The 23,707-nt window shown below is 60.1% G+C and carries 18 protein-coding genes and 1 tRNA gene; 9 read left to right on the plus strand and 10 right to left on the minus strand.

Features of this window, described 5'->3' with window-relative positions:
* Nucleotides 1–12: 12 nt before the first annotated feature.
* The 3 genes from ACEN9A_RS19190 to ACEN9A_RS19200 all read left to right on the plus strand — a co-directional run bounded on the left by ACEN9A_RS19190 (nt 13) and on the right by ACEN9A_RS19200 (nt 3,829).
* The gene (locus ACEN9A_RS19190) at nt 13–1,059 is read left to right on the plus strand and encodes an ABC transporter substrate-binding protein (RefSeq protein ID WP_258669658.1); all 1,047 of its coding nucleotides are present in this window, start codon (nt 13–15) and stop codon (nt 1,057–1,059) included.
* Between the two features lie 256 nt (nt 1,060–1,315).
* Nucleotides 1,316–2,443, plus strand: coding sequence for a cell division protein ZapE (gene zapE / locus ACEN9A_RS19195; protein WP_258669668.1), 1,128 nt, complete (start codon nt 1,316–1,318; stop codon nt 2,441–2,443).
* Between the two features lie 81 nt (nt 2,444–2,524).
* On the plus strand, nt 2,525–3,829 hold the full coding sequence (locus tag ACEN9A_RS19200; protein ID WP_258669672.1) for a leucine-rich repeat-containing protein kinase family protein: 1,305 nt from the start codon (nt 2,525–2,527) through the stop codon (nt 3,827–3,829).
* A gap of 173 nt (nt 3,830–4,002) precedes the next feature.
* Here the strand turns inward: ACEN9A_RS19200 and ACEN9A_RS19205 are convergent, their stop codons facing one another.
* Nucleotides 4,003–4,707 carry a YebC/PmpR family DNA-binding transcriptional regulator gene (locus ACEN9A_RS19205; RefSeq protein ID WP_007940960.1) on the minus strand — a complete coding sequence of 235 codons (705 nt, stop codon included), beginning with the start codon at nt 4,705–4,707 and terminating at the stop codon, nt 4,003–4,005.
* A gap of 231 nt (nt 4,708–4,938) precedes the next feature.
* Between ACEN9A_RS19205 and ACEN9A_RS19210 the strand changes: the two genes are divergently transcribed.
* Nucleotides 4,939–6,369: a type VI secretion system Vgr family protein gene (locus ACEN9A_RS19210; protein WP_258669675.1), complete on the plus strand. Its 1,431-nt coding sequence runs from the start codon at nt 4,939–4,941 to the stop codon at nt 6,367–6,369.
* A 133-nt stretch (nt 6,370–6,502) separates the two neighbouring features.
* On the opposite strand, the gene ACEN9A_RS19215 is transcribed toward ACEN9A_RS19210, so the two are convergent.
* The gene (locus ACEN9A_RS19215) at nt 6,503–7,369 is read right to left on the minus strand and encodes a LysR substrate-binding domain-containing protein (RefSeq protein WP_258669678.1); all 867 of its coding nucleotides are present in this window, start codon (nt 7,367–7,369) and stop codon (nt 6,503–6,505) included.
* Between the two features lie 113 nt (nt 7,370–7,482).
* Here ACEN9A_RS19215 and ACEN9A_RS19220 point away from each other — a divergent pair, with 113 nt between their 5' ends.
* The 3 genes from ACEN9A_RS19220 to ACEN9A_RS19230 all read left to right on the plus strand — a co-directional run bounded on the left by ACEN9A_RS19220 (nt 7,483) and on the right by ACEN9A_RS19230 (nt 10,205).
* Nucleotides 7,483–8,592, plus strand: coding sequence for a 2-aminoethylphosphonate--pyruvate transaminase (locus ACEN9A_RS19220; RefSeq protein ID WP_258669681.1), 1,110 nt, complete (start codon nt 7,483–7,485; stop codon nt 8,590–8,592).
* Nucleotides 8,593–8,637: 45 nt separating this feature from the next.
* On the plus strand, nt 8,638–9,465 hold the full coding sequence (phnX, locus tag ACEN9A_RS19225) for a phosphonoacetaldehyde hydrolase (protein WP_019648415.1): 828 nt from the start codon (nt 8,638–8,640) through the stop codon (nt 9,463–9,465).
* Between the two features lie 191 nt (nt 9,466–9,656).
* Complete coding sequence (locus ACEN9A_RS19230) at nt 9,657–10,205, plus strand: cytochrome b (protein WP_019648414.1); 549 nt, start codon at nt 9,657–9,659, stop codon at nt 10,203–10,205.
* Here ACEN9A_RS19230 and ACEN9A_RS19235 read toward each other — a convergent pair.
* Both ACEN9A_RS19235 and ACEN9A_RS19240 read right to left on the minus strand, forming a co-directional pair.
* Nucleotides 10,202–11,134: a 1-aminocyclopropane-1-carboxylate deaminase/D-cysteine desulfhydrase gene (locus tag ACEN9A_RS19235; RefSeq protein WP_258669691.1), complete on the minus strand. Its 933-nt coding sequence runs from the start codon at nt 11,132–11,134 to the stop codon at nt 10,202–10,204. The genes ACEN9A_RS19230 and ACEN9A_RS19235 overlap by 4 nt on opposite strands.
* A gap of 202 nt (nt 11,135–11,336) precedes the next feature.
* A complete protein-coding gene (locus ACEN9A_RS19240; protein WP_019648412.1) occupies nt 11,337–13,376 on the minus strand; it encodes an oxidoreductase in 2,040 nt (679 codons plus the stop codon).
* A gap of 208 nt (nt 13,377–13,584) precedes the next feature.
* On the opposite strand from ACEN9A_RS19240, the gene ACEN9A_RS19245 reads away from it, so the two are divergent.
* Nucleotides 13,585–14,715, plus strand: coding sequence for a carbon-nitrogen hydrolase family protein (locus tag ACEN9A_RS19245; RefSeq protein WP_258669699.1), 1,131 nt, complete (start codon nt 13,585–13,587; stop codon nt 14,713–14,715).
* A gap of 3 nt (nt 14,716–14,718) precedes the next feature.
* Nucleotides 14,719–15,759 (plus strand): AraC family transcriptional regulator, encoded by a 1,041-nt coding sequence (locus ACEN9A_RS19250; protein WP_019648410.1) that lies wholly within the window; start codon nt 14,719–14,721, stop codon nt 15,757–15,759.
* Between the two features lie 352 nt (nt 15,760–16,111).
* Here the strand turns inward: ACEN9A_RS19250 and ACEN9A_RS19255 are convergent, their stop codons facing one another.
* The 6 genes from ACEN9A_RS19255 to clpX form a co-directional block, all read right to left on the minus strand.
* Nucleotides 16,112–16,957: a DUF2242 domain-containing protein gene (locus ACEN9A_RS19255; RefSeq protein WP_026345724.1), complete on the minus strand. Its 846-nt coding sequence runs from the start codon at nt 16,955–16,957 to the stop codon at nt 16,112–16,114.
* Nucleotides 16,958–17,239: 282 nt separating this feature from the next.
* Entirely contained in the window at nt 17,240–19,111 is a 1,872-nt protein-coding gene (locus ACEN9A_RS19260) for a SurA N-terminal domain-containing protein (protein ID WP_258669704.1), read from the minus strand.
* Between the two features lie 102 nt (nt 19,112–19,213).
* Nucleotides 19,214–19,290: transfer RNA gene (locus tag ACEN9A_RS19265), tRNA-Asp, on the minus strand.
* A 53-nt stretch (nt 19,291–19,343) separates the two neighbouring features.
* The gene (locus ACEN9A_RS19270; RefSeq protein ID WP_002552737.1) at nt 19,344–19,616 is read right to left on the minus strand and encodes an HU family DNA-binding protein; all 273 of its coding nucleotides are present in this window, start codon (nt 19,614–19,616) and stop codon (nt 19,344–19,346) included.
* A 151-nt stretch (nt 19,617–19,767) separates the two neighbouring features.
* A complete protein-coding gene (gene lon / locus ACEN9A_RS19275; RefSeq protein ID WP_258669706.1) occupies nt 19,768–22,164 on the minus strand; it encodes an endopeptidase La in 2,397 nt (798 codons plus the stop codon).
* 231 nt (nt 22,165–22,395) lie between these two features.
* Nucleotides 22,396–23,679 carry an ATP-dependent Clp protease ATP-binding subunit ClpX gene (gene clpX / locus ACEN9A_RS19280; protein ID WP_019648407.1) on the minus strand — a complete coding sequence of 428 codons (1,284 nt, stop codon included), beginning with the start codon at nt 23,677–23,679 and terminating at the stop codon, nt 22,396–22,398.
* Between the last annotated feature and the right edge of the window lie 28 nt (nt 23,680–23,707).

Here is a 23,707-nt window from a genome sequence, read left to right on the forward strand (position 1 = left end):
AAGGTCGCGCCAATGAATAACCTCAAACGCACTGCACTGCTCGGTTTGTCCTGCATGAGCGCCCTGCTCACGGTCACTCAGGCCCACGCCGAGCCGACGCTTTACCTGGGCATGAACGGCGGGACCATGGAGCGGCTCTACGCCGACAAGGTGCTGCCGGTTTTCGAGAAAGCCAATAACGTCAAAGTGGTGATCGTGCCGGGGACCTCGGCCGATATCCTGGCCAAGGTCCAGGCCAGCAAAGGCAACCCGCAATTGCACGTGATGTTCCTCGACGACGGCATCATGTACCGCGCCATTGCCATGGGCCTGTGCGACAAACTCGAAGACAGCCCGACCCTGGCGCAGATTCCGCCCAAGGGCCGCATCAAGGATCAAGCGGTGGCGGTCAGCCTCGGCGTTACCGGGTTGGCGTACAACACGCGGCTGTTCAAGGAAAAAGGCTGGAACGCGCCGACCTCCTGGATGGACATGGCCGACCCGCGTTTCAAGGACAAACTGGTGTTCCAGTCGATGGCCTCCTCGACCTTCGGCCTGCACGGTTTCCTGATGTTCAACCGGATTCAGGGCGGCAGCGAAACCAACGTCGAACCGGGGTTCAAGGCCTGGCCGAACACCGTCGGGCGCAACGTGCTGGAGTACATTCCGAGCTCGGCGAAAATCTCCGAAATGCTCCAGACCGACGAAGCGGCGCTGTTCCCGTTGACCCCGACCCAGGTCACCGCGCTGAAACTCAAGGGCATGCCGGTGGAATATGCCCAGCCGAAGGAAGGCTCGGTGGTGCTCAACGTGGCCGAATGCGCCATTGCCAACAACACCCAACCGGAACTGGCGCAGAAACTCGCAGCCTTCTTGCTGACACCTGAAGCACAGGCTGCGGCGCTTGAAGACGGCGATCAGATTCCGTCGAACCCGAATACGCCAACCAGCGACAAGACCCGCGGTCAGGTCGAGGCGATGAAGCACTATCTGGAAACGGCGATTGCCATCGATTGGGATCAGGTCAACGAACAGCGCCCGGCGTGGAATGACCGGTGGAATCGCAGTATCGAGCGTTAACCTCGAAGATCAGGTGAGAGGGCTTTTGTGGCACGGGAGCTTGCCTGTGGCGAGGGAGCTTGCTCCCGTTGAACTGCGCAGCAGTTCCTTTTTTGGGGCCGCTTCGCAGCCCAACGGGAGCAAGCTCCCTCGCCACAAAAGCCTTCTCGACACAAAAGCTTGGTCGGCAGCAGTGGAAGGGAAATTACCCACTTGGTTAAACTACGCCGCCGCGGCTCAGGGGGAGCCGGCCTGAAGATTACGGGGTGACATCACATTGGCCGTACGACCGCCCAACCGTCCGCAACTCACACCACGCTGGTCCGCGCTACGCCGTTTTTTCGGCAAGGCATTCGCGGCGCCAACCAGTGGCAGCGCGCAAGGCCGGGTGATCCACGACTACTTCCGCCACAAGGCCCATGTTCAGGGCTATACCCTCAGCCACAGCCAGTTGCGCGTGATCGACTGCATGGCGCAGCACGCGTCGGCGCTGCCGGGGTCATCGGCGCCACTCCCCGGGCTTTACCTCCATGGTGCGGTCGGGCGCGGCAAGAGCTGGCTGCTCGACGGTTTTTTCCAGGCCATCCCCGTCACGGCAAAACAGCGCCTGCACTTCCATGAGTTTTTTGCGCAATTGCACCAGGGCATGTTCAGCCATCGCGATCAGCCCGATGCGCTGGCAACCACCCTCGACGAACTGCTGCAAGACTGCCGGGTGCTGTGTTTCGATGAATTCCACGTGCATGACATCGGCGATGCGATGCTCATCACCCGGCTGTTCAAGGCGCTGTTTCGCCGGGGGATTCTGCTGCTGGTGACCTCAAACTACCCGCCGGAAGGTTTACTGCCCAACCCGCTTTACCATGCCCGTTTCAAACCGGTGATCGACCTGATCAACACGCGCATGCAGGTGATGGAAGTCGGCGGCCCCCATGATTACCGCAGTCAGGCGCGACCCCATGCGCAGCAGCTGTTTACCCAGGGCCAGTACGTCTGGCCGGCCACGGTGAGCCAGCGTCAGGCGCTGCACCTGCTCGAACACGACGCACCACCCATTCGGCTGCCCGTCGGGACACGACACCTACAAGCCCGATACTGCGAAGGGCGAACCATCGGCTTCACCTTCGCCGACCTGTGCGAACACCCCACCGCCGTCATGGACTACCTGGAACTGTGCCGGCGTTTCGACCGCTGGATCATCGACAAACTGCCCAGCCTCGCCGACTGTTCAATCGCCGCCCAACAACGCTTCATCAACCTGATCGACGTCTTGTACGACCAGGACAAACACCTGATTCTGCTCGGCCACCAGTCATTGCGCGAATGCCTGGATGGCGATGCCATCGACCTGGCGCGCACGCGCAGCCGGCTGGGGCAGTTGCTGGAGGTCAGGGAACTCGCCTGACAGCCACCACCACTTTCCCGCTATCATGTCGCCCATTTCCAGGCCCCCGCGCCTTCCCTCAGATCAATAGCGAACCTGCCTATGCACACCCTCGCACAACTGCGCGCCGGCCAACTGTCGGGTATCACCCGCCTGGACCTGGTCTGTGGCCTGACCGAATTCCCCCGGGAAATCTTCGACCTGGCGGACTCGCTGGAAGTGCTCAACCTCAGCGGCAACGCCTTGCGCAGCCTGCCGGACGATCTGCACCGCCTGACCCGTTTGCGCGTGCTGTTCTGCTCGAACAATCAGTTCACCGAACTGCCCTCCTGCCTCGGCCAGTGTACGGCGCTGACGATGATCGGTTTCAAGGCCAACGCCATCGAACACGTGCCGGCCGCCGCCCTGCCGCCGCTGTTGCGCTGGCTGATCCTGACCGACAACCGCATCACCGATCTGCCCACCGAACTGGGCGAGCGCCCGCACCTGCAAAAACTCATGCTCGCCGGCAACCGGCTACAGCGTTTGCCCGAGAGTCTGAGCCACTGTCATCGACTTGAGCTGATCCGCATTGCCGCCAATCAGCTCACCGAGCTTCCCGAATGGCTGCTGAGCCTGCCGAGCCTGACCTGGCTGGCGTACGCCGGTAACCCATTGGAAACCGAAGCCGATGCGGCCGCACTTGAAGCCACGACGAGCATTCCCTGGTCCGAGCTGAGCCTGGAGCAGAAACTCGGCGAAGGCGCGTCGGGGGTCATTCATCAGGCGTTGTGGGAGCAGACAAAACAGGTCGCGGTAAAACTCTACAAAGGCGAAATGACCAGCGACGGCTCGCCGTTGCACGAAATGAACGCCTGCATCACCGCCGGCATCCACCCCAACCTGATCCGGGTCGAAGGGCGGATCGTCGGGCATCCGCAGGCGCAGGCCGGGCTGGTGATGCAACTGATCGATCCAAGCTACCGCAACCTGGCCAGCCTGCCGAGCCTGGCGTCGTGCTCCCGCGACATCTATGCCGACGACACCCGGTTCAGCGCCGGCGTGGCCATGCGCATCGCCAGTGGCATCGCCTCGGTGGCCGAACACCTGCATCGCCAAGGCATCACCCACGGCGACCTCTATGGCCACAACATTCTGTGGAACGAACATGGCGATTGTCTGTTGGGGGATTTTGGCGCGGCATCTTTCCATGCCACCTCGGACAGTCTCGAAAGCCGTGCGCTGCAACGGATCGAGGTACGGGCGTTCGGGATTTTGCTGGGAGAATTGCTGGAGCGGATCGACTCGGGGTTGAGCGCTGAACAGCGGGTCGCGTTAGAGGATTTACAACAGCGCTGCTGTCAGCCGGATGTGTTGGCACGACCGGGGTTCAGTGAGGTGGTGCGGGAGATGGCCGCGTTCAACTAGCGGCAAAAGTAGAACCTGTGGCGAGGGGGCTTGCCCCCGTTGGGTTGCGAAGCGACCCCTAAAGCGACGGCTGCTGCGCAACCGAACGGGGGCAAGCCCCCTCGCCACAAGCAAGCCCCCTCACCACAAGCAAGCTCCCTCACCACAGGTTAAATCACAACGGTCAGAACCGCTTAACCCGCCAACCCGACAAACATGTCTTGCACGTCATCGTGGTTATCGAGGCCTTCGAGGAACGCTTCGACTTCTGCCATCTGCTCGTCGCTCAAGCCGCTCACCGGGTTCTTCGGCTGATAACCCAACTTGGCCGACAACACGGTGAAGCCTTGCTCCGGCAGCGCTTTCTGTACCGCATCCAGGTCCGCAGGGTCGGTCAGGAACAGCGTCGCGCCGTCTTCGCCCGGCTCGAAATCCTGGGCGCCGGCTTCGATCGCGGCCATTTCCGGATCGGCGTCAGGGCTGTCCGGGGACGCCTCGATCATGCCGACGTGGTTGAAGTCCCAGGCCACCGAACCGGAAGCGCCCAACTGGCCCTTGCGGAACGCGACGCGGATTTCAGCGACGGTGCGGTTGATGTTGTCAGTCACGCATTCAACGATCAGCGGCACCTGATGCGGTGCGAACCCTTCATACGTCACGCGATGGTATTGCACGGTTTCGCCGAGCTGGCCGGAGCCTTTCTTGATCGCGCGTTCCAGGGTTTCGCGAGGCATCGAGGCTTTTTTTGCCTGTTCGACCACCAGACGCAGGTGTGCGTTGGTGGCGGTATCGGCACCGTTGCGCGCAGCAATGGTGATTTCCTTCACCAGTTTGCCGAAGATCTTGCCCTTGGCGTTGGCTGCCGCTTCTTTGTGTTTAACCTTCCACTGTGCGCCCATTACTCACTCTCTTGATCTGTGGCGCCGAGACATCTATTGGCCGACGCGTAGCGCAAGTTTATACGGCCTAAAGATGCCAATCGACCAAAAATTCCAACATCTTCAGCCGATGACCGATCGACATCTTCAACAGTGTTTGTAGGGCAATTCTGAAAAGTCGATTTGCGGTGACGCTTCAGGGCTGTGGTTTCGTACCCTCTGCGCCCGTTCTCCATGGCAGAAGCGCATTCGATGCACAACGACAAGGAAAGTCCCTACACCTTGACACTCCTCGACGGCGGCCTGAGTTTGCAGGTGTTGCAGTTCAATGGCCGCGAAGGCCTCAACCTGCCCTATCGATTCGACATCGAGGTGATCGGCCTCGCACCGGCGATGAACCTGGACCGGTTGCTGCAACAACCGGCGTTCCTGAGGCTGTCGGCCGACCAAGGCATTCACGGCGTGATCCACAGCGTCAGTCGCGAACATCGCGGCCCGCATCGGGTCGGCTACTCGCTGGTGCTGGCGCCTCATGTCCAACGACTTCAGCTGCACAGTTCGCGTCGGGTATTTCATCGTCTCAGCGTGCCGGCGATCGTGCGTCAGTTGCTGGAGAAGCATCAGCTGCCCGAGCACAGCTATCGCTTCGACCTGACCTGCGGCCACTACCCGCTGCGGCCCTTTTGCATTCAGTACGATGAGAGCGATCTGGCCTTCATGCAGCGGCTGTGTGAAGAAGAAGGCATCCACTTCCACTTCGAACATCAGCATGACGGGCACGTGCTGGTCCTGGCCGATGACAGCCTGAGTTTCCCGCAGGAACCGCTGCTGATGCCGTTCCATGCCGATGTGTTCAACGACCCGCTCTTGCCGGCGATCAGCGAACTGTTCCAGCGCCATGACCCGGCCCCCGCCCCGGCACAATGGGATGCCAGAAACCGCGGCGCGCACCTGATCGGCGACGGTGCGGCCAACCACCCGCTTGCCGGAACGGGCCCGGTTACGGCAAGACCTGCGCCCGAACAGCTTCATCGCGAACAGCTCGGCCGCCGCTTGCTGGAACGCCTGCGTTGCCAGCATCGGCAGATTCACGGCCAAAGCACCCAGAATGAGTTGCGCAGCGGACGAATCGTACAAGTGGCGCAGCACCCGCTCTCGAGTTTCAACGATCAGTGGCTGCTCACCGACATCCAGCACCAGGGGCAGCAGCCGTCGATTCTCGTCGAAGACAAGCCCGGCCATGACATGGCCCGGCGCTACAGCAATCGTTTCACCGCCATTCCCTGGTCAACGGTATTCAGGCCGGCGCTCAAACAGGTCAGGCCGAGCATCCCGGGCTATCAGACCGCCAGGGTGCTGGGCCCCGTCGGGCAACCGGCGGCACTCGATGAGCAAGGCCGAATACAGGTCTGCTTGTGGCCGAAACCGGGGTTCGAGGCGGATGAGTCCGTTGGACTCTGGCTACCGGTCGCCCTCGCAGCACCGGACGGTCGGATCGATCCGTCCAGGCTGCCCATGGCCGGCACCGAAGTGTTGGTCAGTTTTCTCGACAGCGACCCGGACCGGCCGGTGTTGTGTGCCGGCATGAGCAACCTCCAGCCTTCCCGGCCCGCTCCCGAACCACGCCGCGATGCGCATCTACTGCTCGATTGGCTGATCAACCGCTCGGATCTGATGCCGTGACGCCTTTGTCGATTACCGGAGAGGGTTCGCGAGCCCCGTAGGAGCTGCCGAAGGCTGCGATCTTTTGACTTTGCTTTTAAATGCGAAGATCAAAAGATCGCAGCCTTCGGCAGCTCCTACAGAGGCCCCACGATCAACTCAGATTTGGTGCCAACCCAAAAAAAGCCTGTATCAAGCGCAAATCCCGCCGCCGCTCCATGCAGCCGATCATGTGCCGATTGACCAGCCCCTCGCCAATGATCGGCACCGCCGCCACCCGTGGGTCGTGGCTGACTTCCACCGACGACACCACGCCCACGCCCAACTCGGCGGCCACTGCCTCGGTCACGGCCTCGCGACTGTCCAGTTCCAGCAACACCCGAGGACTGACCCCGGCTTGAACGCACGCCTCGTCGAACGTGCGCCGGGTAATCGAACTCGGCTCGCGCAACACCATGATCACCTGGTCCAGCGCCTTGAGCGGCAGCCCTTTCGACTTCTGCGCCCACGGATGGCCAACGGGTACCAACGCGCAAATCCTCGACTCGCTCAACCCTTGCAGATGCAACCCTTTGCGCGGCTCGACTTCGGTCAGCACCGCCACATCCGCATGCTCCGACAGCAGCGCCGCGAGGGTTTCCTGGGCATTGCCCAACCGCAGGTTCACGGCGATCCCCGGATAACGCGCACGCAGGCTGGCGAGCATCGGCATGACCATGTGCGGGCCGTCCGCCGCCACTTCCAGGCGCCCGGTGAGTAGCTGCCGGTTGGCCTCCAGCATCGCCTGCGCTTCTTCGGCCAGGCCGAACATCGCCCGGGTGATCGCCGCGAGTCTGGTGCCCTCTTCCGTCAGTTCGACGCGCCGCGCGGTGCGGCGCAGCAAGGTGATCTGGTAGTGCTCCTCCAGCGCCTTGATGTGCCCGGTGACCGCCGGTTGGCTGATGAACAGGCGCGCTGCGGCACGAGTGAAGCTGCCCTCGCGGGCCACGGCGTCGAAGGCGCGCAGCTGGAACAGGTTCATGAATAACTCTCGCTGATGGTTGGCATAACAACAAACAATTTGATTGATAGCACTCCGAATTGCAATTTATGCCCCGTAGTTTCATCCCACTGAGCTTTTGCAAGGACACAAGAATGCGTACTGCCGAGCCCATCCTGCTCACCCCCGGCCCATTGACCACATCGCCGCGCACCCGTCAGGCGATGATGGTCGACTGGGGTTCATGGGATGACCGCTTCAACCAACTGACCGCCAGCCTGTGCGAGCAATTGCTGGTGATCATCAACGGCGGCGACAGCCACCACTGCGTGCCCCTGCAAGGCAGCGGCACGTTCGCGGTCGAAGCGGCGATCGGCACGCTGGTGCCCCGGGACGGCAAAGTCCTGGTGCTGATCAACGGCGCCTATGGCAAGCGCCTGGCGAAGATCTGCGAAGTGCTCGGCCGTTCGTTCAGCACCTTCGAAACCGCCGAAGACCAACCGACCACCGCCGCCGACGTCGACCGCCTGCTGCAGGCCGACGCCAGCATCACCCACGTTGCATTGATTCACTGCGAAACCAGCACCGGCATCCTCAACCCGCTGGCGGAAATCGCCCACGTCATCGAGCAGCACGGCAAACGCCTGATCATCGACGCGATGAGCTCGTTTGGCGCCCTGCCGATCGATGCGCAACAGGTGCCGTTCGACGCTCTGATCGCCGCCTCGGGTAAATGCCTGGAGGGCGTGCCGGGGATGGGCTTCGTTTTCGCGCGCAAAAAAGCGCTGGCGAACGCCGCCGGCAACTCGCACTCGCTGGCGATGGACTTGTTCGATCAGCACAGCTACATGGCCAAGACCGGTCAATGGCGCTTCACCCCACCGACCCACGTGGTCGCGGCGCTGCACGAAGCCTTGCTGCAATACAACGAAGAAGGTGGTTTGCCGGCCCGGCATCAGCGCTACACCAACAACTGCCAGGTGCTGCTCGATGACATGGCCAAACTGGGCCTGCGCAGCTTCCTGCCCGCCGCGATCCAGGCGCCGATTATCGTCACGTTCCACGCGCCGAAAGACCCTCGCTATCAGTTCAAGGAATTCTACGAACGGGTCAAGGCCAAGGGTTTCATCCTCTACCCCGGCAAACTGACCCAGGTCGAAACCTTCCGCGTCGGCTGCATCGGCCACGTCAACCAGGCCGAAATGCACGCAGCGGTGGCGGCTGTCGCCGAGGTGCTGCGCGAGATGGAAGTCATCGACATCTGATCCACCACGATCTGGATCACAATTCCCCAAGACAGGATATGAGACATGAACTACAGCAACCCAACCAAACTGCAAGCCGCCATCCTCGACTGGGCCGGCACTGTGGTCGATTTCGGCTCCTTCGCCCCGACACAGATTTTCGTCGAAGCCTTCGCCGAGTTCGACGTCCAGGTTTCCATCGAAGAAGCCCGTGGGCCGATGGGCATGGGCAAGTGGGACCACATCCGCACCCTGTGCGATCAACCGTCAGTTGCCGAGCGCTATCGCCAGGTGTTTGGCCGTACGCCGACCGACGATGACGTCACCGCCATCTACCAACGCTTCATGCCGCTGCAGATCGAAAAAATCGCCGAACATTCGGCGCTGATTCCGGGCGCCCTGGACACCATCGCCAACCTGCGCCAACAAGGGATCAAGATCGGCTCGTGCTCCGGCTACCCGAAACAGGTCATGGACAAAGTGGCGGAACTGGCCGCCACCAACGGCTATGTCGCTGATCACGTGGTCGCCACCGACGAAGTGCCCAACGGCCGCCCATGGCCCGCTCAGGCCCTGGCCAATGTGATTGCGCTGGGCATCGACGACGTCGCGGCCTGCGTGAAGATCGACGACACGGTGCCGGGCATTCTCGAAGGTCGCCGTGCCGGCATGTGGACCGTGGCGTTGATCTGCTCCGGTAACGCGCTGGGTCTGGACTACGAAGGTTATCGCGCGCTAAGCAGCGACAAACTGGCCAGCGAACGCAAGCGCATTCATGCCCTGTTCGAAGGCTCGCGACCGCACTACATGATCGACACCATCACCGACTTGCCCGAGGTGATCGCCGACATCAACAAGCGCCTGGCCAACGGCGAAATGCCGCAAACCAACTGATTGCACCTCTCGCCTCATAAAAAAGCGCCAGTTCCTTTGATGGAGCTGGCGCTTTTTTGTGGTCGATCACTTGATTTAGAGCATTGAACGGCCCATTTGCCTCGGGCAAATCCTGCGAAACAGGATTACAGTTAGTGCACGCCGTCGAACAAGAACGGTGACTTCAGACCAGAATTGTGAGGAAACACCGTATGCCCTGGAAGAATTCCGAATCACGCTACAGCACCGTATCGATCGCGTTGCACTGGTTGATGCTGGTTCTGTTAATACTGGTCTACGCCTGTATCGAATTTCGCGGGATCTTTCCCAAAGGCAGTGGCGGCCGAACGCTGATCAAGGAAGCGCACTTCATGCTCGGCCTGACCGTGTTCGCGTTGGTCTGGTTACGGTTGTTCGCCCGCAGCCTCGGGCCAGCGCCGCAGATCTTCCCGGCCTCGCCTCAGTGGCAAAGCGTGCTCGCCAAGCTGATGCACTGGGCACTGTATATTTTCATGATCGCCGTGCCGGTTCTGGGTTGGCTGACTACCAGCGCCGAGGGGCATCGGGTGATGTTCTATGGCGTTGACCTGCCATTGCTGATCGAAGAAAACAAGCCGCTGGCCAAGCAATTCCAGGGCTGGCATGAGCTCGGCGCCACCATCGGTTATTGGCTGATCGGGCTGCACGCCGTGGCCGGGCTTTACCACCACTATGTGGTGCGCGATAACACCCTGCTGCGGATGATGCCTAAACGCGGTTAGTCGCGACCACCTTGTTCGAATCCCCGGCGGCCCTGCAAGCCGCCGGTATGGATGAAGATCAGACGCGTGCCCTGAGGAAATTTACCGGCTTCGACCTGTTGCTTGAGTGCCATGAGCGCTTTGCCGGTGTACAGCGGTTCGAAAAGAATGCCGCTGGCCTGTTCGGTCTGCTCGATGAATGCAAGCAGCTGCGGATCGACTTTGGCAAAACCGCCACGGCTGGCGTCCAGCAGTTCATACAAGGGATCGACCCAACCGGCTTCCTGCACAATCATCTCGACCTGCTGCGCCACGCCATGATCATCGGGCACCGCCAACGCGCCATACACCGGGTGTTCACCCGCCTCGGCCAGCACCAGACCGGCCAGGGTCGTGCCCGTTCCGCAGGCCAGCCACCAGCCGTCATAGTTGCTCCAGCCCAGACCACTCAGTTGCTCGCGGGCCTGTGCCACCAGCTGCATGCAGCCCTTCGCCCCACGCAAGCCACCACCCCCTTCCGGCACCGGTTGCAGCTCGGGATACTGCGCCCGCCACGGCTGCCAGAAACCCGGTTCGTGCCGCGCCCGATAACCGCCATAACCCAGCCAGTGCAACTGCATGCCGAACGCCTGCAAGTCCGTTACTGTCGGGGTGTCTTGCGGGGGCCCGCGCAGCAAACCGACGGTGGTGAACCCGAAGCGCTTGCCCGCCGCGGCCAATGCGTGGAGATGGTTGGAGTGAGCACCGCCCAGGCTGATAATGCCTTGGGCGCCGTTCTGGTCGACGGCTTTCAGGTGTTCGCTGAGTTTGAACCACTTGTTGCCGCTGATCAGCGGGTCGATCTGGTCCAGACGCAGGATGGCGACGTCGATGCCGGCCGTGGTGAGCCAGTCGAGGTGAAGGGGTTCGAGGGGGGCTTGGGGGAGCCAGTCGGCAGGAGGAAAAAGCATTGATGCGTTACGTTCTGACGAAAAACAGGAGTCTATCAGCCAGCACGAACCCTGTAGCAGCTGCCGAAGGCTGCGTTCGGCTGCGAAGCAGTCGTCAATCCTGACACCTCGGTTTATCTGGAATACCGCGATGGCTGATTTTGCGACTGCTGCGCAGCCGAACGCAGGCTGCGCCAGCTGCTACAAGGGATAGCTGCGAACGTTAGAGTTCAGCCGCCAACCGCGAACCCTGGTTGATCGCACGCTTGGCATCCAGCTCCGCCGCCACGTCCGCGCCGCCGATCAAGTGCACGTTCTGCCCGGCCGCAACCAGACCGTCGTGCAACTCGCGCAATGGGTCCTGCCCGGCGCAGATCACGATGTTGTCCACCGGCAGCACCTGCGGTTCGCCGCTTTCGCCGATGCGGATGTGCAAGCCTTCGTCGTCGATCTTCAGGTACTCGACGCTGTTGAGCATTTGCACCTTTTTGTTCTTCAGACCGGTTCGGTGAATCCAGCCAGTGGTCTTGCCCAGGCCATCGCCGACCTTGGAGGTCTTGCGTTGCAGCAGGAACACTTCACGAGCCGGCGCATGCGGCGCAGCCTTGATGCCCGCGACACCGCCACGCGCTTCAAGGTGCGTATCGATGCCCCACTCCTTCCAGAACGCTTCGCGGTCCTGACTGGTGGCCACGCCTTCGTGCACGAGGAATTCCGACACGTCGAAACCGATACCGCCAGCGCCGATTACCGCGACGCGTTTGCCCACCGGTTTACGCTCGAGGATCACGTCCAGGTAGCTCAACACCTTGGCGTGCTCGACACCCGGAATCGCCGGAACCCGTGGCGCGATGCCGGTAGCGAGGATGATTTCGTCGTAACCGCCCTCGACCAGCTGCGCCACGTCCATACGGGTGTTCAGGCACAGCTCGACGTTGCTGGTCTGCAACTTGCGGTTGAAGTAGCGCAGGGTTTCGAAGAACTCTTCCTTGCCCGGCACGCGCTTGGCGATGTTGAACTGGCCGCCGATTTCACTGGCCGAATCGAACAGCGTCACCTGATGACCGCGTTCGGCGGCCACGGTGGCGGCGGACAGCCCCGCAGGACCGGCGCCAACCACGGCGATTTTCTTGATCTGCTGCACCGGCAGGTAATTGAGTTCGGTTTCATGGCAGGCCCGCGGGTTCACCAGGCAACTGGTCAACTTGCCGCCGAACGTGTGATCCAGGCAAGCCTGGTTGCAACCGATGCAGGTATTGATTTCATCGCCACGGCCGGCCGCCGCCTTGTTGACGAAGTCCGGGTCGGCGAGGAACGGCCGCGCCATCGACACCATGTCGGCATCGCCTTCGGCCAGGATCTGCTCGGCGACTTCCGGGGTGTTGATGCGGTTGGTGGTGATCAGCGGAATACTCACCGAACCACGCAGTTTCGCCGTGACCTTGCTGAACGCTGCACGGGGCACCTTGGTGGCAATGGTCGGAATCCGCGCTTCGTGCCAGCCGATGCCGGTGTTGATGATGGTCGCGCCCGCCTGCTCGATGGCCTTGGCTAACTGCACGATTTCTTCCCAGGTGCTGCCGCCTTCCACCAGGTCGAGCATCGACAGGCGGAAGATAATGATGAAGTTCGGGCCGACCGCTTCGCGCACCCGACGGACGATTTCCACCGGCAGGCGCATGCGGTTTTCGTAGGCGCCGCCCCAGCGGTCGGTGCGATGGTTGGTGTGGGCCGCGAGGAACTGGTTAATGAAATAACCTTCGGAACCCATGATCTCGACACCGTCGTACTCGGCTTTTTGCGCCAGGGTCGAGCAGGTAACGAAATCGCTGATCTGCTTCTCGATGCCTTCCTCGTCCAGCTCTTTAGGCTTGAACGGGTTGATCGGCGCCTGGATCGCGCTCGGCGCCACCTGTTTCGGGCTGTAGGCATAACGCCCGGCATGCAGAATCTGCATGCAGATCTTGCCGCCCGCCTCGTGCACCGCGCGGGTGACGATCCGGTGTTTGAGCGCTTCTTCCTCGGTGGTCAGCTTGGCGGCGCCGGAGTAAACCCCGCCCTCATCGTTCGGGCCGATACCACCGGTGACCATCAGGCCTACGCCGCCACGGGCACGCTCGGCGAAGTACGCGGCCATGCGTTCGAAACCGCCGGGTTTTTCCTCGAGGCCCGTGTGCATCGAACCCATCAGGGTACGGTTGCGCAACGTGGTAAAACCCAGGTCCAGCGGGGCCAACAGGTGCGGGTAATGAGCGGCGGCCATCGGTAACTCCACATCGAACGATCACGGAAAATTTGCAGGAGCTCTTCGGCCCCCGTCAGTCATGTTCGACAGACTAAGAGTCGCACCGCTGTCACTCAATGACCGTAACTGACAACTTATTGATCCAAATGCGCAGCGCCCCTTGGCAAGCGCAGGCATGGGCCCTACCCTAGTCGCGAACCCTGCACACGGCCGCTGACTGTTTTCCATGCGCAAACTTCTGTACCTGACCCTCTCCATGGCGTTGATCGCCGTTCTGACGACCTACGCGATGTGGGCCGCGGACCGTCCGGTGGGTCATTACCTGTCGGACCTGCGCATCAATCTCGCGGTCGATCAGGGCACGCCCGCCGATCGTGGCAATCTGCTGGGCATCCAGCCCGAACTGTTCCCCACCGACTATCAAAGCCCTGAACGCCTGCGCCGCAAGCTCGCGGCCTATTTGCAGAAGGCCCAGGACCAGGGCCTGCTGAATGAAAAAACCATCGTCGTACTGCCTGAACATATCGGCACCTGGCTGATGGTCAGCGGCGAGAAAGACGAGCTGTACCAGGCCACCACCCTCAAGGAAGCCTTGAACTGGCTGGCGGTGAGCAACCCGCTGCAGTTCATCCGCGCCCTGATCACCGCCGAAGGCAGCAACCGTCTCGACGACGCGCACTTGCGGATGAAAGCCAAACGCATGGCCAAGGATTACCAGGCGCTGTTCGGTGGCCTGGCGAAAGAATTCCACGTGACCCTGGTGGCCGGTTCCATCGTGCTGCCCGAGCCGAGCGTCAGCGACGGCACCCTGCACATCGGCCACGGCGCGCTGTACAACAGCAGCGTGGTGTTCGGTCGCAACGGCCTGCCAATCGGCCAGCCCCAGCGACAAGTGCACCCGACGTTCGCTGGACGTGGCACGCTCCAAGGCAATTCCGATCATCCGGTCAACGTCGTCGACACCCCGGCCGGACGCCTCGGCGTGCTGATCGGCAGCGACAGCTGGTACCCCGACAACTACCGCAAACTTGACGACCAAGGCGCGCAACTGGTGGCGGTCCCGGCGTTCGTCGTCGGACGTGGGTCTTGGGATCAACCGTGGCGCGGCTATAAAGGCCTGCCCGCGCCGGGCTCTGTCAGCCTCAAGGCCGGTGAACTCAGCGAAGGTCAGGCCTGGCAGCGGCTAACGCTGATCGCCCAACCACCGGGCAGCCAGAGCATCGCCGGCATGAGCGTGTTCCTGCGTGGTCAGTTCTGGGACAAGAGCAGCGCCGGTCAAAGCTTCCTCAGCAGCAACGGACAGCATTTCGCCGACGGCGATGCCCACGGCGCGCAATTGCTGAACCTCTGGTTGTAAGCGATGAAACCGCAGCCGATGCGCCTCGGGGATCTGTCGGTGGGCTTCGTCCATAGCCTGGCCGACGCCGTGCGCAGCCATGGCCTGGACCCACAACCGCTGCTCGAACAGTACGGCCTCGACGCCGCGCGACTGGCCGAAGCCGGCGCCCGCCTGTCGATCCCGCGCTACATGCGCCTGGGCCACGGCGCCATTCAACTGACCGACGACCCGGCGCTGGGTTTGCGCATGGGCCAGCTCAGTCGCCTGAGTCAGGCCGGCCTCGCCGGCGTCACCGCCGCCCAGGCCCCCACCGTGCGCGAAGCGGCGCGCTGCCTGATTCGTTTCGAAGCGCTGTACGGCTCCAACTATCGCGGCCAGTCGAGCTTTCACGAAGACGCCCAAGGCGCCTGGCTGCGGTTCTATTCGATCAGCCCCTACAACGCCTACAACCGCTTCGTGGTGGACTCGATCATCGCTGGCTGGTTGCAGCAATTGTCCAGCGTGAGCCCTGCCCCGCTGCGCGCCGAACGAATCGAGATCGAATTTGACGCTCCGGATTACCGTGATGCCTATGCCGTACTCGGCGACTGTCCGATCCAGTTTGGCGCCGAACAGAATCAACTGCGCCTGAGCCTGGATAGCCTCGCCCAGCGCAACCCGGAGCACTGCCCGAGCACCTGGCGGCACCTGCTGCAACTGTGTGAACGGGAACTTGAGCAACTGACACGTACCCGCAGCCTGCGTGAACGCATCACTCAGTTGCTGGGCCCGTTGCTCAATGGTGGCCGGGAACCCGACCTGGAAGAAGTGGCGGCACGCCTGAAGCTGCCAACCTGGACCTTGCGCCGCAAACTCGCCGAGGAAGGCACGCAATTTCGTGCAATTCTCAACGATACACGCCGCGACCTGGCCATGACCTACATCCGCGACACTGAACTGGCGTTCGGCGAAATCGCCTACCTGCTGGGGTTTGCCTCAGCCGAAGCCTTTCAGCGCGCCTTCAAACGCTGGAATGGCCAGACGCCCGGCGAGTTTCGCCGCAGTCATCGTCAATCCGCGTAATTGTAATTACAGCTCAGTAGCGTCTTCGGCCGGTTCCAGTGGGTCCAGTTCAAACGCCTGATACTCGAGCAGTTCTTCTTGATAATCGTCCATTATTAAACCCCCATCGCTTGTTGAAAAAACCGTCTGAATAAATGACCAACGCCTTGAGCATAAAGTGCCCGCATGAAAGAAAAATGACGCGGGCACGACACTGCGTCGCTACTGAATAAAACGTAGCAGGTGGTCAGGAATTTATCACTGGATTTTTCGATACGGGCTGTGGGAAAACAGCCCGACTTGATGTGGATCAGTCTTGAAAGACGTTACGGGAGCGGTATCGTCTGACCCGCCCCCATAACAAGCAAACCCATTACTGGCCGGAGACAGGTATCGCCGAAATCGGCTCGGTTGGCGGCGGCAGAGTGCTCGAGTCCGCTACTGGAGTGACCGTTTCCGTGGACGACGTCGGCTCGGTGCTCTTGGTCGGGGTAATCGGCGCTGTTTCAGCAGGCGGCGCAACAGGCTCCGAAGTGGCAGGCGCGGCGGCAGGTGCGGGCTCGGCTGCCGGCGCTGGCGCAGGTTCTGCCGCCGGTGCCGGGGTTGGCGCCAACTGAGCCGGTGCAGCCTTGGCTTCAGGCACCCCAAGTTCGGTTTTCGGCTTCTCGACGATGTGCGCGGCCTTCTTCGCTTCCGGCGGCAGGAACAATTCGACCAGAGTAAAGAAGCGTTCATAGAACTTGGCCGAAGACACGGTTTCGCTGGCGACCTTGACCATCGAATCGTCAGACGAGCCGATCGGCATCGATACCGACCCCAACACGCCGACGCCGAGGCTGGCGGAGTTGTTGGTCTTTTTCAGCGCATAGCGGTCCTGCAGGGCGTTGGCGAACATGGTCGCATGATGCCCCTCGCTGCCGTCATCGGCGCAGACCACACTGAAGCTGATCTCCATATGGGTTTCGCCGGTCTGCTGGAAGCTCTTGTGTCCACTGACCAGTTTCGGATCGCTGCTGGTGATGATGTAACCCTGGCTGAGCAAGGCCCGACGGGCGGCTTCGCAGGTTTGTGCATCGGTCACCGGGTAGCTGCGCGAAAACGTCCCGGAGTCGTCGAAGTTCTCATGCTCATAGACAGCGGCTTTCTTCGACGAACAACCGGCAGCGGCGGCCAGCACCAAGGCTAGCCCGACAACACGCATGGGAATTGATTTAAACATTGAACATCCTGAGAAAAACGGTTCGGGGCGTATTGTGCAACAGATCGATGCTTAGCGGAGTATCGATTGTGTCTAAAAAAGGCTACAGACTCATTGACCGTGATATCAGGAGAAAGTCCCGCCGGAGCAAAAATCAAAAGATCGCAGCCTGCGGCAGCGCCTAAAGATGACCGCGATCCCCTGAAAGCGCTAGCGCAGGCTGCGATCTTTTCGTGTCCCCCATAAAAAAAACCCCAACCTTTCGGCTGGGGTCCTTTATGTCGCGCAAAGCTCAGTCAGGCATCAGAAACGCTTGATCTCAGCTTCACGCTCCAGCAGCTTGCGGTAGGCCGCGAAGTCTTGCTGGCCAATGCGCGAGGCGAGGAAGCGACGGTATTGAGCCTTCTCTTCTTCGGTCGGCGCAGCGCCTTCATTCACGCCGTTCAGACGCACGACCACCAGGCTACCATCGGCCAGGGTCACGCTGCTGAAGGTCGGCTTGTCCTTGGAGACTGGCTTGGGCATGCGGAACAACGCTTGCAGCACGGTTGGGTCGACCCCTTCCTGAGCGCGAGTCGCGGTTGCGGTGACTTTCCAGTTCTGACCATCGATCGCCTTGTCCAGTGTGGTCTTGCCATCACGCAAGCTGGCGATCAATTGATCGGCCTTGGTCTTGGCGGCGGCACTGGCGTGCTCCTTGGTCAATTGCACGCGGATGCTGGCAGCCACGCTTTCCAGTGGCAGTTGCTCAGGCTTGCGGTGCTCCTTGGCGCGCAGCACGATCACGGTTTCCGGATCCAGTTCGATGGCGGTGCTGTTGGCACCCTCATCCAGGACTTCAGGACTGAATGCAGCGGTCACCACGGCACGATTAGCCGCAACGCCTTCGCCACCTTCACGGCCGAATGGCGCGGACGTGTGAACGGTCAGCTTCAGGTCTTGTGCCGGCTGGGCCAGATCAGAGGACTCGAACGAGGAATCTTCCAATTGCTTGGTCGCTTCGACGAAACGCTGCTCGACTTGCTGGGTTTTCAACTCGCGGGTCAGCTTGTCTTTCAGGCTGGCGAACGTTGGCACTTCAGGCGCTTCGACACCCAACAGTTTGATCAGGTGGAAACCGAAGTCAGTGCGAACCGGCTCCGAGACCTGATCCTTGGCCAACGAATACAGGGCTTTTTCAAACGCTGGATCGTAGACGCCCGGACCTGCAAAACCGAGGTCACCGCCGTTGTTCGCCGAACCTGGATCCTGGGAGAACTCCTTGGCCAGGGCCTCGAAACTCTCGCCTTTGGCCAGGCGCGCCTGAACTTCTTCGATCTTGGCCTTGGCTTGCGCCTCGGTCACCTTGTCGTTCACTTCGATCAGAATGTGCGCAGCCCGGCGTTGCTCGGACAGGTTCGCGGTTTCTTTCTGATACGCCGCTTGCAAGTCTTCGTCCTTGACGCTGACCTGATCGAAGAAGGATGCCTTCTTCAATTCAAGGTAATCGATGACCACCTGATCCGGCGTCATGAACTCCTTGGCGTGTTCGTCGTAGTAGGCCTTGACCTCATCGTCGGTCAGTTTCACTGCCGCCGGGTCTGCCTTGATGTTCACGGTGGCGAAATCGCGGGTCTGTTTTTCCAGACGGGCGAAGGCCAACACCTGTGCATCGGTGACGAAACCGCTACCGGCCAGGCCAGCGCGCAGCTGACCGATCAGCATTTCCTGAGCCAGCATCTGACGGAATTGCAGACGGCTGTAGCCCAGTTGACGGATCACCTGGTCGAAACGCTCGGGGCTGAACTTGCCGTTCACCTGGAATTCAGGCGTTTGCAGGATCACCTGATCCAAAGCAGCTTCGGAGAAAGCGAATTTCGATTTTTCTGCGCCTTGCAGCAGCAGTTTGCGATCGATCAAGCCTTTGAGGGCCGATTCGCGCAGCATTTTTTCGTCGAGCAAGGAAGCATCGAAATCCTTGCCCAGCTGTTGCATGAGCTGACGGCGTTGCATATCGACCGCCTGGCTCAGCTCGTTCTGGCTGATTTCTTCGCCGTTGACCTTGGCCGCGTCATTTTTGTGCGTCGTGGCCTTGAAAATAGCGTCGAAACCGGTCAAAGCCATCAGTGCAACGATGACCCCGATAATGGTCTTGGCAATCCAGCCTTGTGAATTGTCCCTGATATTCTGCAGCATGCGTCCCCCAGAAACGGTTGAACTTCAAAATTAGGCAACCGTGGAGCGTGGGTAGAATCCGGATAGAAGAAAGGCGCATCCGAGGATGCGCCTTCTCGTAACTGGCGGAGCGGACGGGACTCGAACCCGCGACCCCCGGCGTGACAGGCCGGTATTCTAACCGACTGAACTACCGCTCCGCTGCCAAGTCAGGAATGACCCCGACCCGGATAGGCAAAAACCTGAATCGAACTTAGTTGACAGCTTCTTTCAGTGCTTTACCGGCTTTGAAACCTGGCTTTTTGGCTGCTGCGATTTCCAGCGTCTTACCGGTCTGTGGGTTACGACCGATGCGAGCTGGACGATCAGTCACGGAGAAAGTACCGAAACCAACCAGAACAACAGAATCACCAGCCTTGAGAGCGCCAGTGACGGATTCGATTACAGCGTCCAGCGCACGGCCAGCAGCAGCTTTCGGGATATCAGCGGATGCAGCGATAGCATCAATCAGTTCCGACTTGTTCACTCTAAGTCCCCTTATATCTATTTGAGTTTGATTCTAAGTTTTTTGGTGAAAGCAAAAAAAACGAGTGCTGAATGGCCTACAGACACTTAAGAGCCGCTTTATAACAAGGGCTCTAAAAAACTGTCAAGGAAGCCCCCCAGGCAAATGCGTACTAATGCGTGCTAATTCTTTCCTTAGAGTCAGACTCGCGTTTGTCATCCTTTGCAACGATCTCCGGAACCACATCCGGTAAGGGTTCCGGCGCGTATTGCAGCGCAATTTGCAGGACCTCGTCAATCCATTTAACGGGTTTAATCTGTAGATCTTGCTTGATGTTGTCAGGAATTTCCTTCAGATCGCGTACGTTCTCTTCAGGAATGATCACCGTCTTGATTCCGCCACGGTGAGCAGCCAGCAGTTTTTCCTTCAAGCCACCGATCGCCAGCACCTGACCACGCAAGGTGATTTCGCCGGTCATGGCGACGTCCGCTCTTACAGGAATGCCAGTCAATGCCGACACCAGGGCCGTGCACATGCCTACACCGGCGCTAGGGCCGTCTTTCGGGGTCGCCCCTTCAGGCATGTGGATATGCGTGTCGCGCTTCTCGTGGAAGTCCAGGGGAATCCCCAGGCTCTTCGCACGGCTGCGGACAACGGTCAGGGCTGCGGTGATCGATTCGACCATCACGTCACCCAGAGAACCGGTCTTGATCAATTGGCCTTTACCCGGCACGACTGCGGCTTCGATGGTCAGCAATTCGCCGCCCACCTGGGTCCACGCCAGGCCGGTGACCTGACCGATCTGATCCTGCTGTTCAGCCAGGCCGTAACGGAATTTACGCACGCCCAGGAAGTGTTCCAGCATCTCGGCAGTCACCTTCACCGAGAAGCGTTTTTCCAGAGCATGCTCTTTGACCGCCTTGCGGCAAACCTTGGCAATCTGGCGCTCCAGCCCACGTACACCGGCTTCGCGGGTGTAGTAGCGGATGATGTCGCGGATCGCTTCGGCGTCGAATTCCAGCTCGCCTTTCTTCAGGCCGTTGGCAGCAATCTGCTTGGGCGAAAGGTATTTGACGGCGATGTTGATCTTCTCGTCTTCGGTGTAACCCGGCAGACGAATCACTTCCATCCGGTCCAGCAGCGCCGGTGGAATATTCATCGAGTTGGAGGTGCACAGGAACATCACATCGGACAGGTCGTAGTCGACTTCCAGATAGTGATCGTTGAAGTTGTGGTTTTGCTCGGGGTCGAGCACTTCCAGCAACGCCGACGCCGGATCGCCACGCATGTCGCTGCCCATTTTGTCGATTTCATCGAGCAGGAACAGCGGGTTGCGGACACCCACCTTTGTCATCTTTTGAATCAATCTTCCTGGCATCGAACCGATATAAGTCCGGCGATGACCACGAATTTCCGCCTCATCACGCACGCCACCGAGGGCCATGCGGACGAATTTGCGGTTGGTGGCATGCGCAATCGACTCCGCCAGAGAGGTTTTACCCACCCCCGGAGGACCGACCAGGCACAATACCGGGCCGCGAATCTTCTTCACGCGCTTCTGCACGGCGAGGTATTCGAGGATCCGCTCTTTGACTTCTTCCAGACCGTAGTGGTCGGCGTCGAGAATGTCTTCGGCACGGGCCAGGTCCAGGCGCACTTTGCTCTGGGCTTTCCATGGCACTTGAACCAGCCAGTCGATGTACGAACGCACCACGGTCGCTTCCGCGGACATTGGCGACATTTGCTTCAGCTTGTTCAGTTCGGCCTGAGCCTTGGCCAACGCATCTTTCGGCAGACCGGCGGCATCGATGCGCTTTTTCAGCTCTTCGATTTCGTTGTGGCCTTCGTCGCTGTCACCCAGCTCTTTCTGAATGGCCTTCATCTGCTCATTCAGGTAGTACTCGCGCTGGCTGCGCTCCATTTGCTTCTTAACGCGGCCGCGAATGCGCTTTTCGACTTGCAGCAGATCGATCTCGGCATCCAGCAACGCCAGAACGTGCTCGACCCGGACCGACAAATCGATGATTTCGAGGATTTCCTGCTTCTGCTCGATCTTCAGGGCCATGTGCGCGGCCATGGTGTCGACCAGGCGACCTGGCTCGTCGATGCTGTTGAGCGACGACAGGACTTCAGCGGGGACTTTCTTGCCCAGCTGCACATATTGTTCGAACTGAGCCAGCAGGCTGCGGACAAACACTTCCGATTCGCGCTCAGGGGCTTCGGTTTCGTCGATCAGCGAGACTTCGGCACGGCAGTGGCCGTCGACTTCGCTGAAGCGCTCCACGGCGCCCCGCTGCTCGCCTTCGACAAGAACCTTGACGGTGCCGTCAGGCAGCTTGAGCAGCTGCAGAACGGTAGCAATGGTGCCTACGCGATAAAGTGCTTCTTCACCGGGATCGTCGTCAGCAGGATTCCGCTGAGCCAGCAGAAGGATCTGCTTGTCGCCCGTCATCGCTGCCTCGAGAGCTTCGATGGATTTCTCGCGCCCCACGAACAGCGGGATAACCATGTGCGGATAAACCACGACATCACGCAATGGCAGGAGAGGCAATTCGATGGTCGTCTTCATGATTTCGCCTCTACGGCGGCCATAAGGCCGTAAACAGATGGAAGTAAGCTTGAAACCAAGATGGGGGCTGTTTTCAAAAAAAACAAGCGGATAAAAGAATCACTTAAAAATCAGAGCTTACGGTAGCGCCCGCATTTATCCCGGCGCATCCAGAAATTCAGGTTAGCTGCCCCGTCTCCCACAATAGCAAAGGGGCCCGAAGGCCCCTTCTTTATTCCAGCAGTGTGACGCTTAAGCGTCTGGCGCTGCCTTGGCAGTCGGCTCACTGTTCTCATAGAGATACAGAGGCTTGGACTTGCCTTCTATAACGCTTTCGTCGATCACTACTTTACTCACCTCGGACTGCGAGGGGATTTCATACATAGTGTCGAGCAATACACCTTCGAGAATCGAGCGCAGGCCACGGGCACCGGTTTTGCGTTCCAGGGCACGTTTGGCGACCGATTTCAGCGCGTCGGCCCGGAATTCCAGGTCCACGCCTTCCATCTCGAACAGCTTGGCATACTGCTTGGTCAGAGCATTTTTCGGCTCGGTGAGAATCTGCATCAGCGCAGCCTCATCAAGCTCGTCCAGCGTGGCAAGTACTGGCAGACGACCGACGAATTCCGGGATCAGACCGAACTTGACCAAATCGTCAGGCTCGACTTCACGCAGGGATTCACCGACTTTCTTGCCTTCTTCCTTGCTGCGCACTTCTGCGCTGAAACCGATGCCACCCTTGGTGGAACGGTTTTGAATAACCTTTTCCAGACCGGAGAACGCACCGCCGCAGATGAACAAGATGTTACGGGTGTCGACCTGAAGGAATTCCTGCTGCGGATGCTTGCGACCACCTTGAGGCGGAACGGAAGCGACCGTGCCTTCGATCAACTTGAGCAGGGCCTGCTGCACGCCTTCACCGGAAACGTCCCGGGTGATCGACGGGTTGTCAGACTTGCGCGAGATCTTGTCGATCTCATCGATGTAGACAATGCCCATCTGGGCTTTTTCTACGTCGTAATCGCACTTCTGCAGCAGTTTCTGAATGATGTTCTCGACATCTTCCCCCACGTAACCTGCCTCGGTGAGGGTGGTTGCGTCGGCGATGGTGAACGGAACGTTCAGCAAGCGGGCCAGGGTTTCGGCCAGCAGGGTTTTACCCGAGCCTGTCGGGCCGATCAGCAGGATGTTGCTCTTGCCGAGTTCGACGTCGTCATTCTTTTTGTCACGCTGGTTCAGACGTTTGTAGTGGTTGTACACCGCTACGGCCAGAACCTTTTTCGCGCGCTCCTGACCAATCACGTACTGATCAAGGATGCCGCTGATTTCTTTAGGCGAAGGCAATTTATGCGCGCTGCTTTCGGCCTGGGCTTCCTGCACCTCCTCGCGGATGATGTCATTGCACAGGTCGACGCACTCGTCGCAGATAAAGACCGAGGGGCCGGCAATCAATTTGCGCACTTCATGCTGGCTTTTGCCACAGAAGGAGCAATAGAGCAGCTTGCCGTTGTCCTCGCCGTTGCGGGTGTCAGTCATTCGTTCGATCCAAATCCGATAGGCTTGC

The organism is Pseudomonas sp. Pseusp18 (genome assembly GCF_059506005.1).

Coding starts and splice junctions, on each gene's coding strand:
- ACEN9A_RS19245 (WP_258669699.1), top strand. CDS start 13,585: ATGCGCAAACTTCTGTACCTGACCCTCTCCATGGCGTTGATCGCCGTT.
- ACEN9A_RS19240 (WP_019648412.1), bottom strand. CDS start 13,376: ATGGCCGCCGCTCATTACCCGCACCTGTTGGCCCCGCTGGACCTGGGT.
- clpX (WP_019648407.1), bottom strand. CDS start 23,679: ATGACTGACACCCGCAACGGCGAGGACAACGGCAAGCTGCTCTATTGC.
- ACEN9A_RS19255 (WP_026345724.1), bottom strand. CDS start 16,957: ATGTTTAAATCAATTCCCATGCGTGTTGTCGGGCTAGCCTTGGTGCTG.
- ACEN9A_RS19250 (WP_019648410.1), top strand. CDS start 14,719: ATGAAACCGCAGCCGATGCGCCTCGGGGATCTGTCGGTGGGCTTCGTC.
- ACEN9A_RS19200 (WP_258669672.1), top strand. CDS start 2,525: ATGCACACCCTCGCACAACTGCGCGCCGGCCAACTGTCGGGTATCACC.
- ACEN9A_RS19230 (WP_019648414.1), top strand. CDS start 9,657: ATGCCCTGGAAGAATTCCGAATCACGCTACAGCACCGTATCGATCGCG.
- ACEN9A_RS19215 (WP_258669678.1), bottom strand. CDS start 7,369: ATGAACCTGTTCCAGCTGCGCGCCTTCGACGCCGTGGCCCGCGAGGGC.
- ACEN9A_RS19220 (WP_258669681.1), top strand. CDS start 7,483: ATGCGTACTGCCGAGCCCATCCTGCTCACCCCCGGCCCATTGACCACA.
- ACEN9A_RS19210 (WP_258669675.1), top strand. CDS start 4,939: ATGCACAACGACAAGGAAAGTCCCTACACCTTGACACTCCTCGACGGC.
- ACEN9A_RS19205 (WP_007940960.1), bottom strand. CDS start 4,707: ATGGGCGCACAGTGGAAGGTTAAACACAAAGAAGCGGCAGCCAACGCC.
- ACEN9A_RS19235 (WP_258669691.1), bottom strand. CDS start 11,134: ATGCTTTTTCCTCCTGCCGACTGGCTCCCCCAAGCCCCCCTCGAACCC.
- ACEN9A_RS19190 (WP_258669658.1), top strand. CDS start 13: ATGAATAACCTCAAACGCACTGCACTGCTCGGTTTGTCCTGCATGAGC.
- lon (WP_258669706.1), bottom strand. CDS start 22,164: ATGAAGACGACCATCGAATTGCCTCTCCTGCCATTGCGTGATGTCGTG.
- phnX (WP_019648415.1), top strand. CDS start 8,638: ATGAACTACAGCAACCCAACCAAACTGCAAGCCGCCATCCTCGACTGG.
- ACEN9A_RS19260 (WP_258669704.1), bottom strand. CDS start 19,111: ATGCTGCAGAATATCAGGGACAATTCACAAGGCTGGATTGCCAAGACC.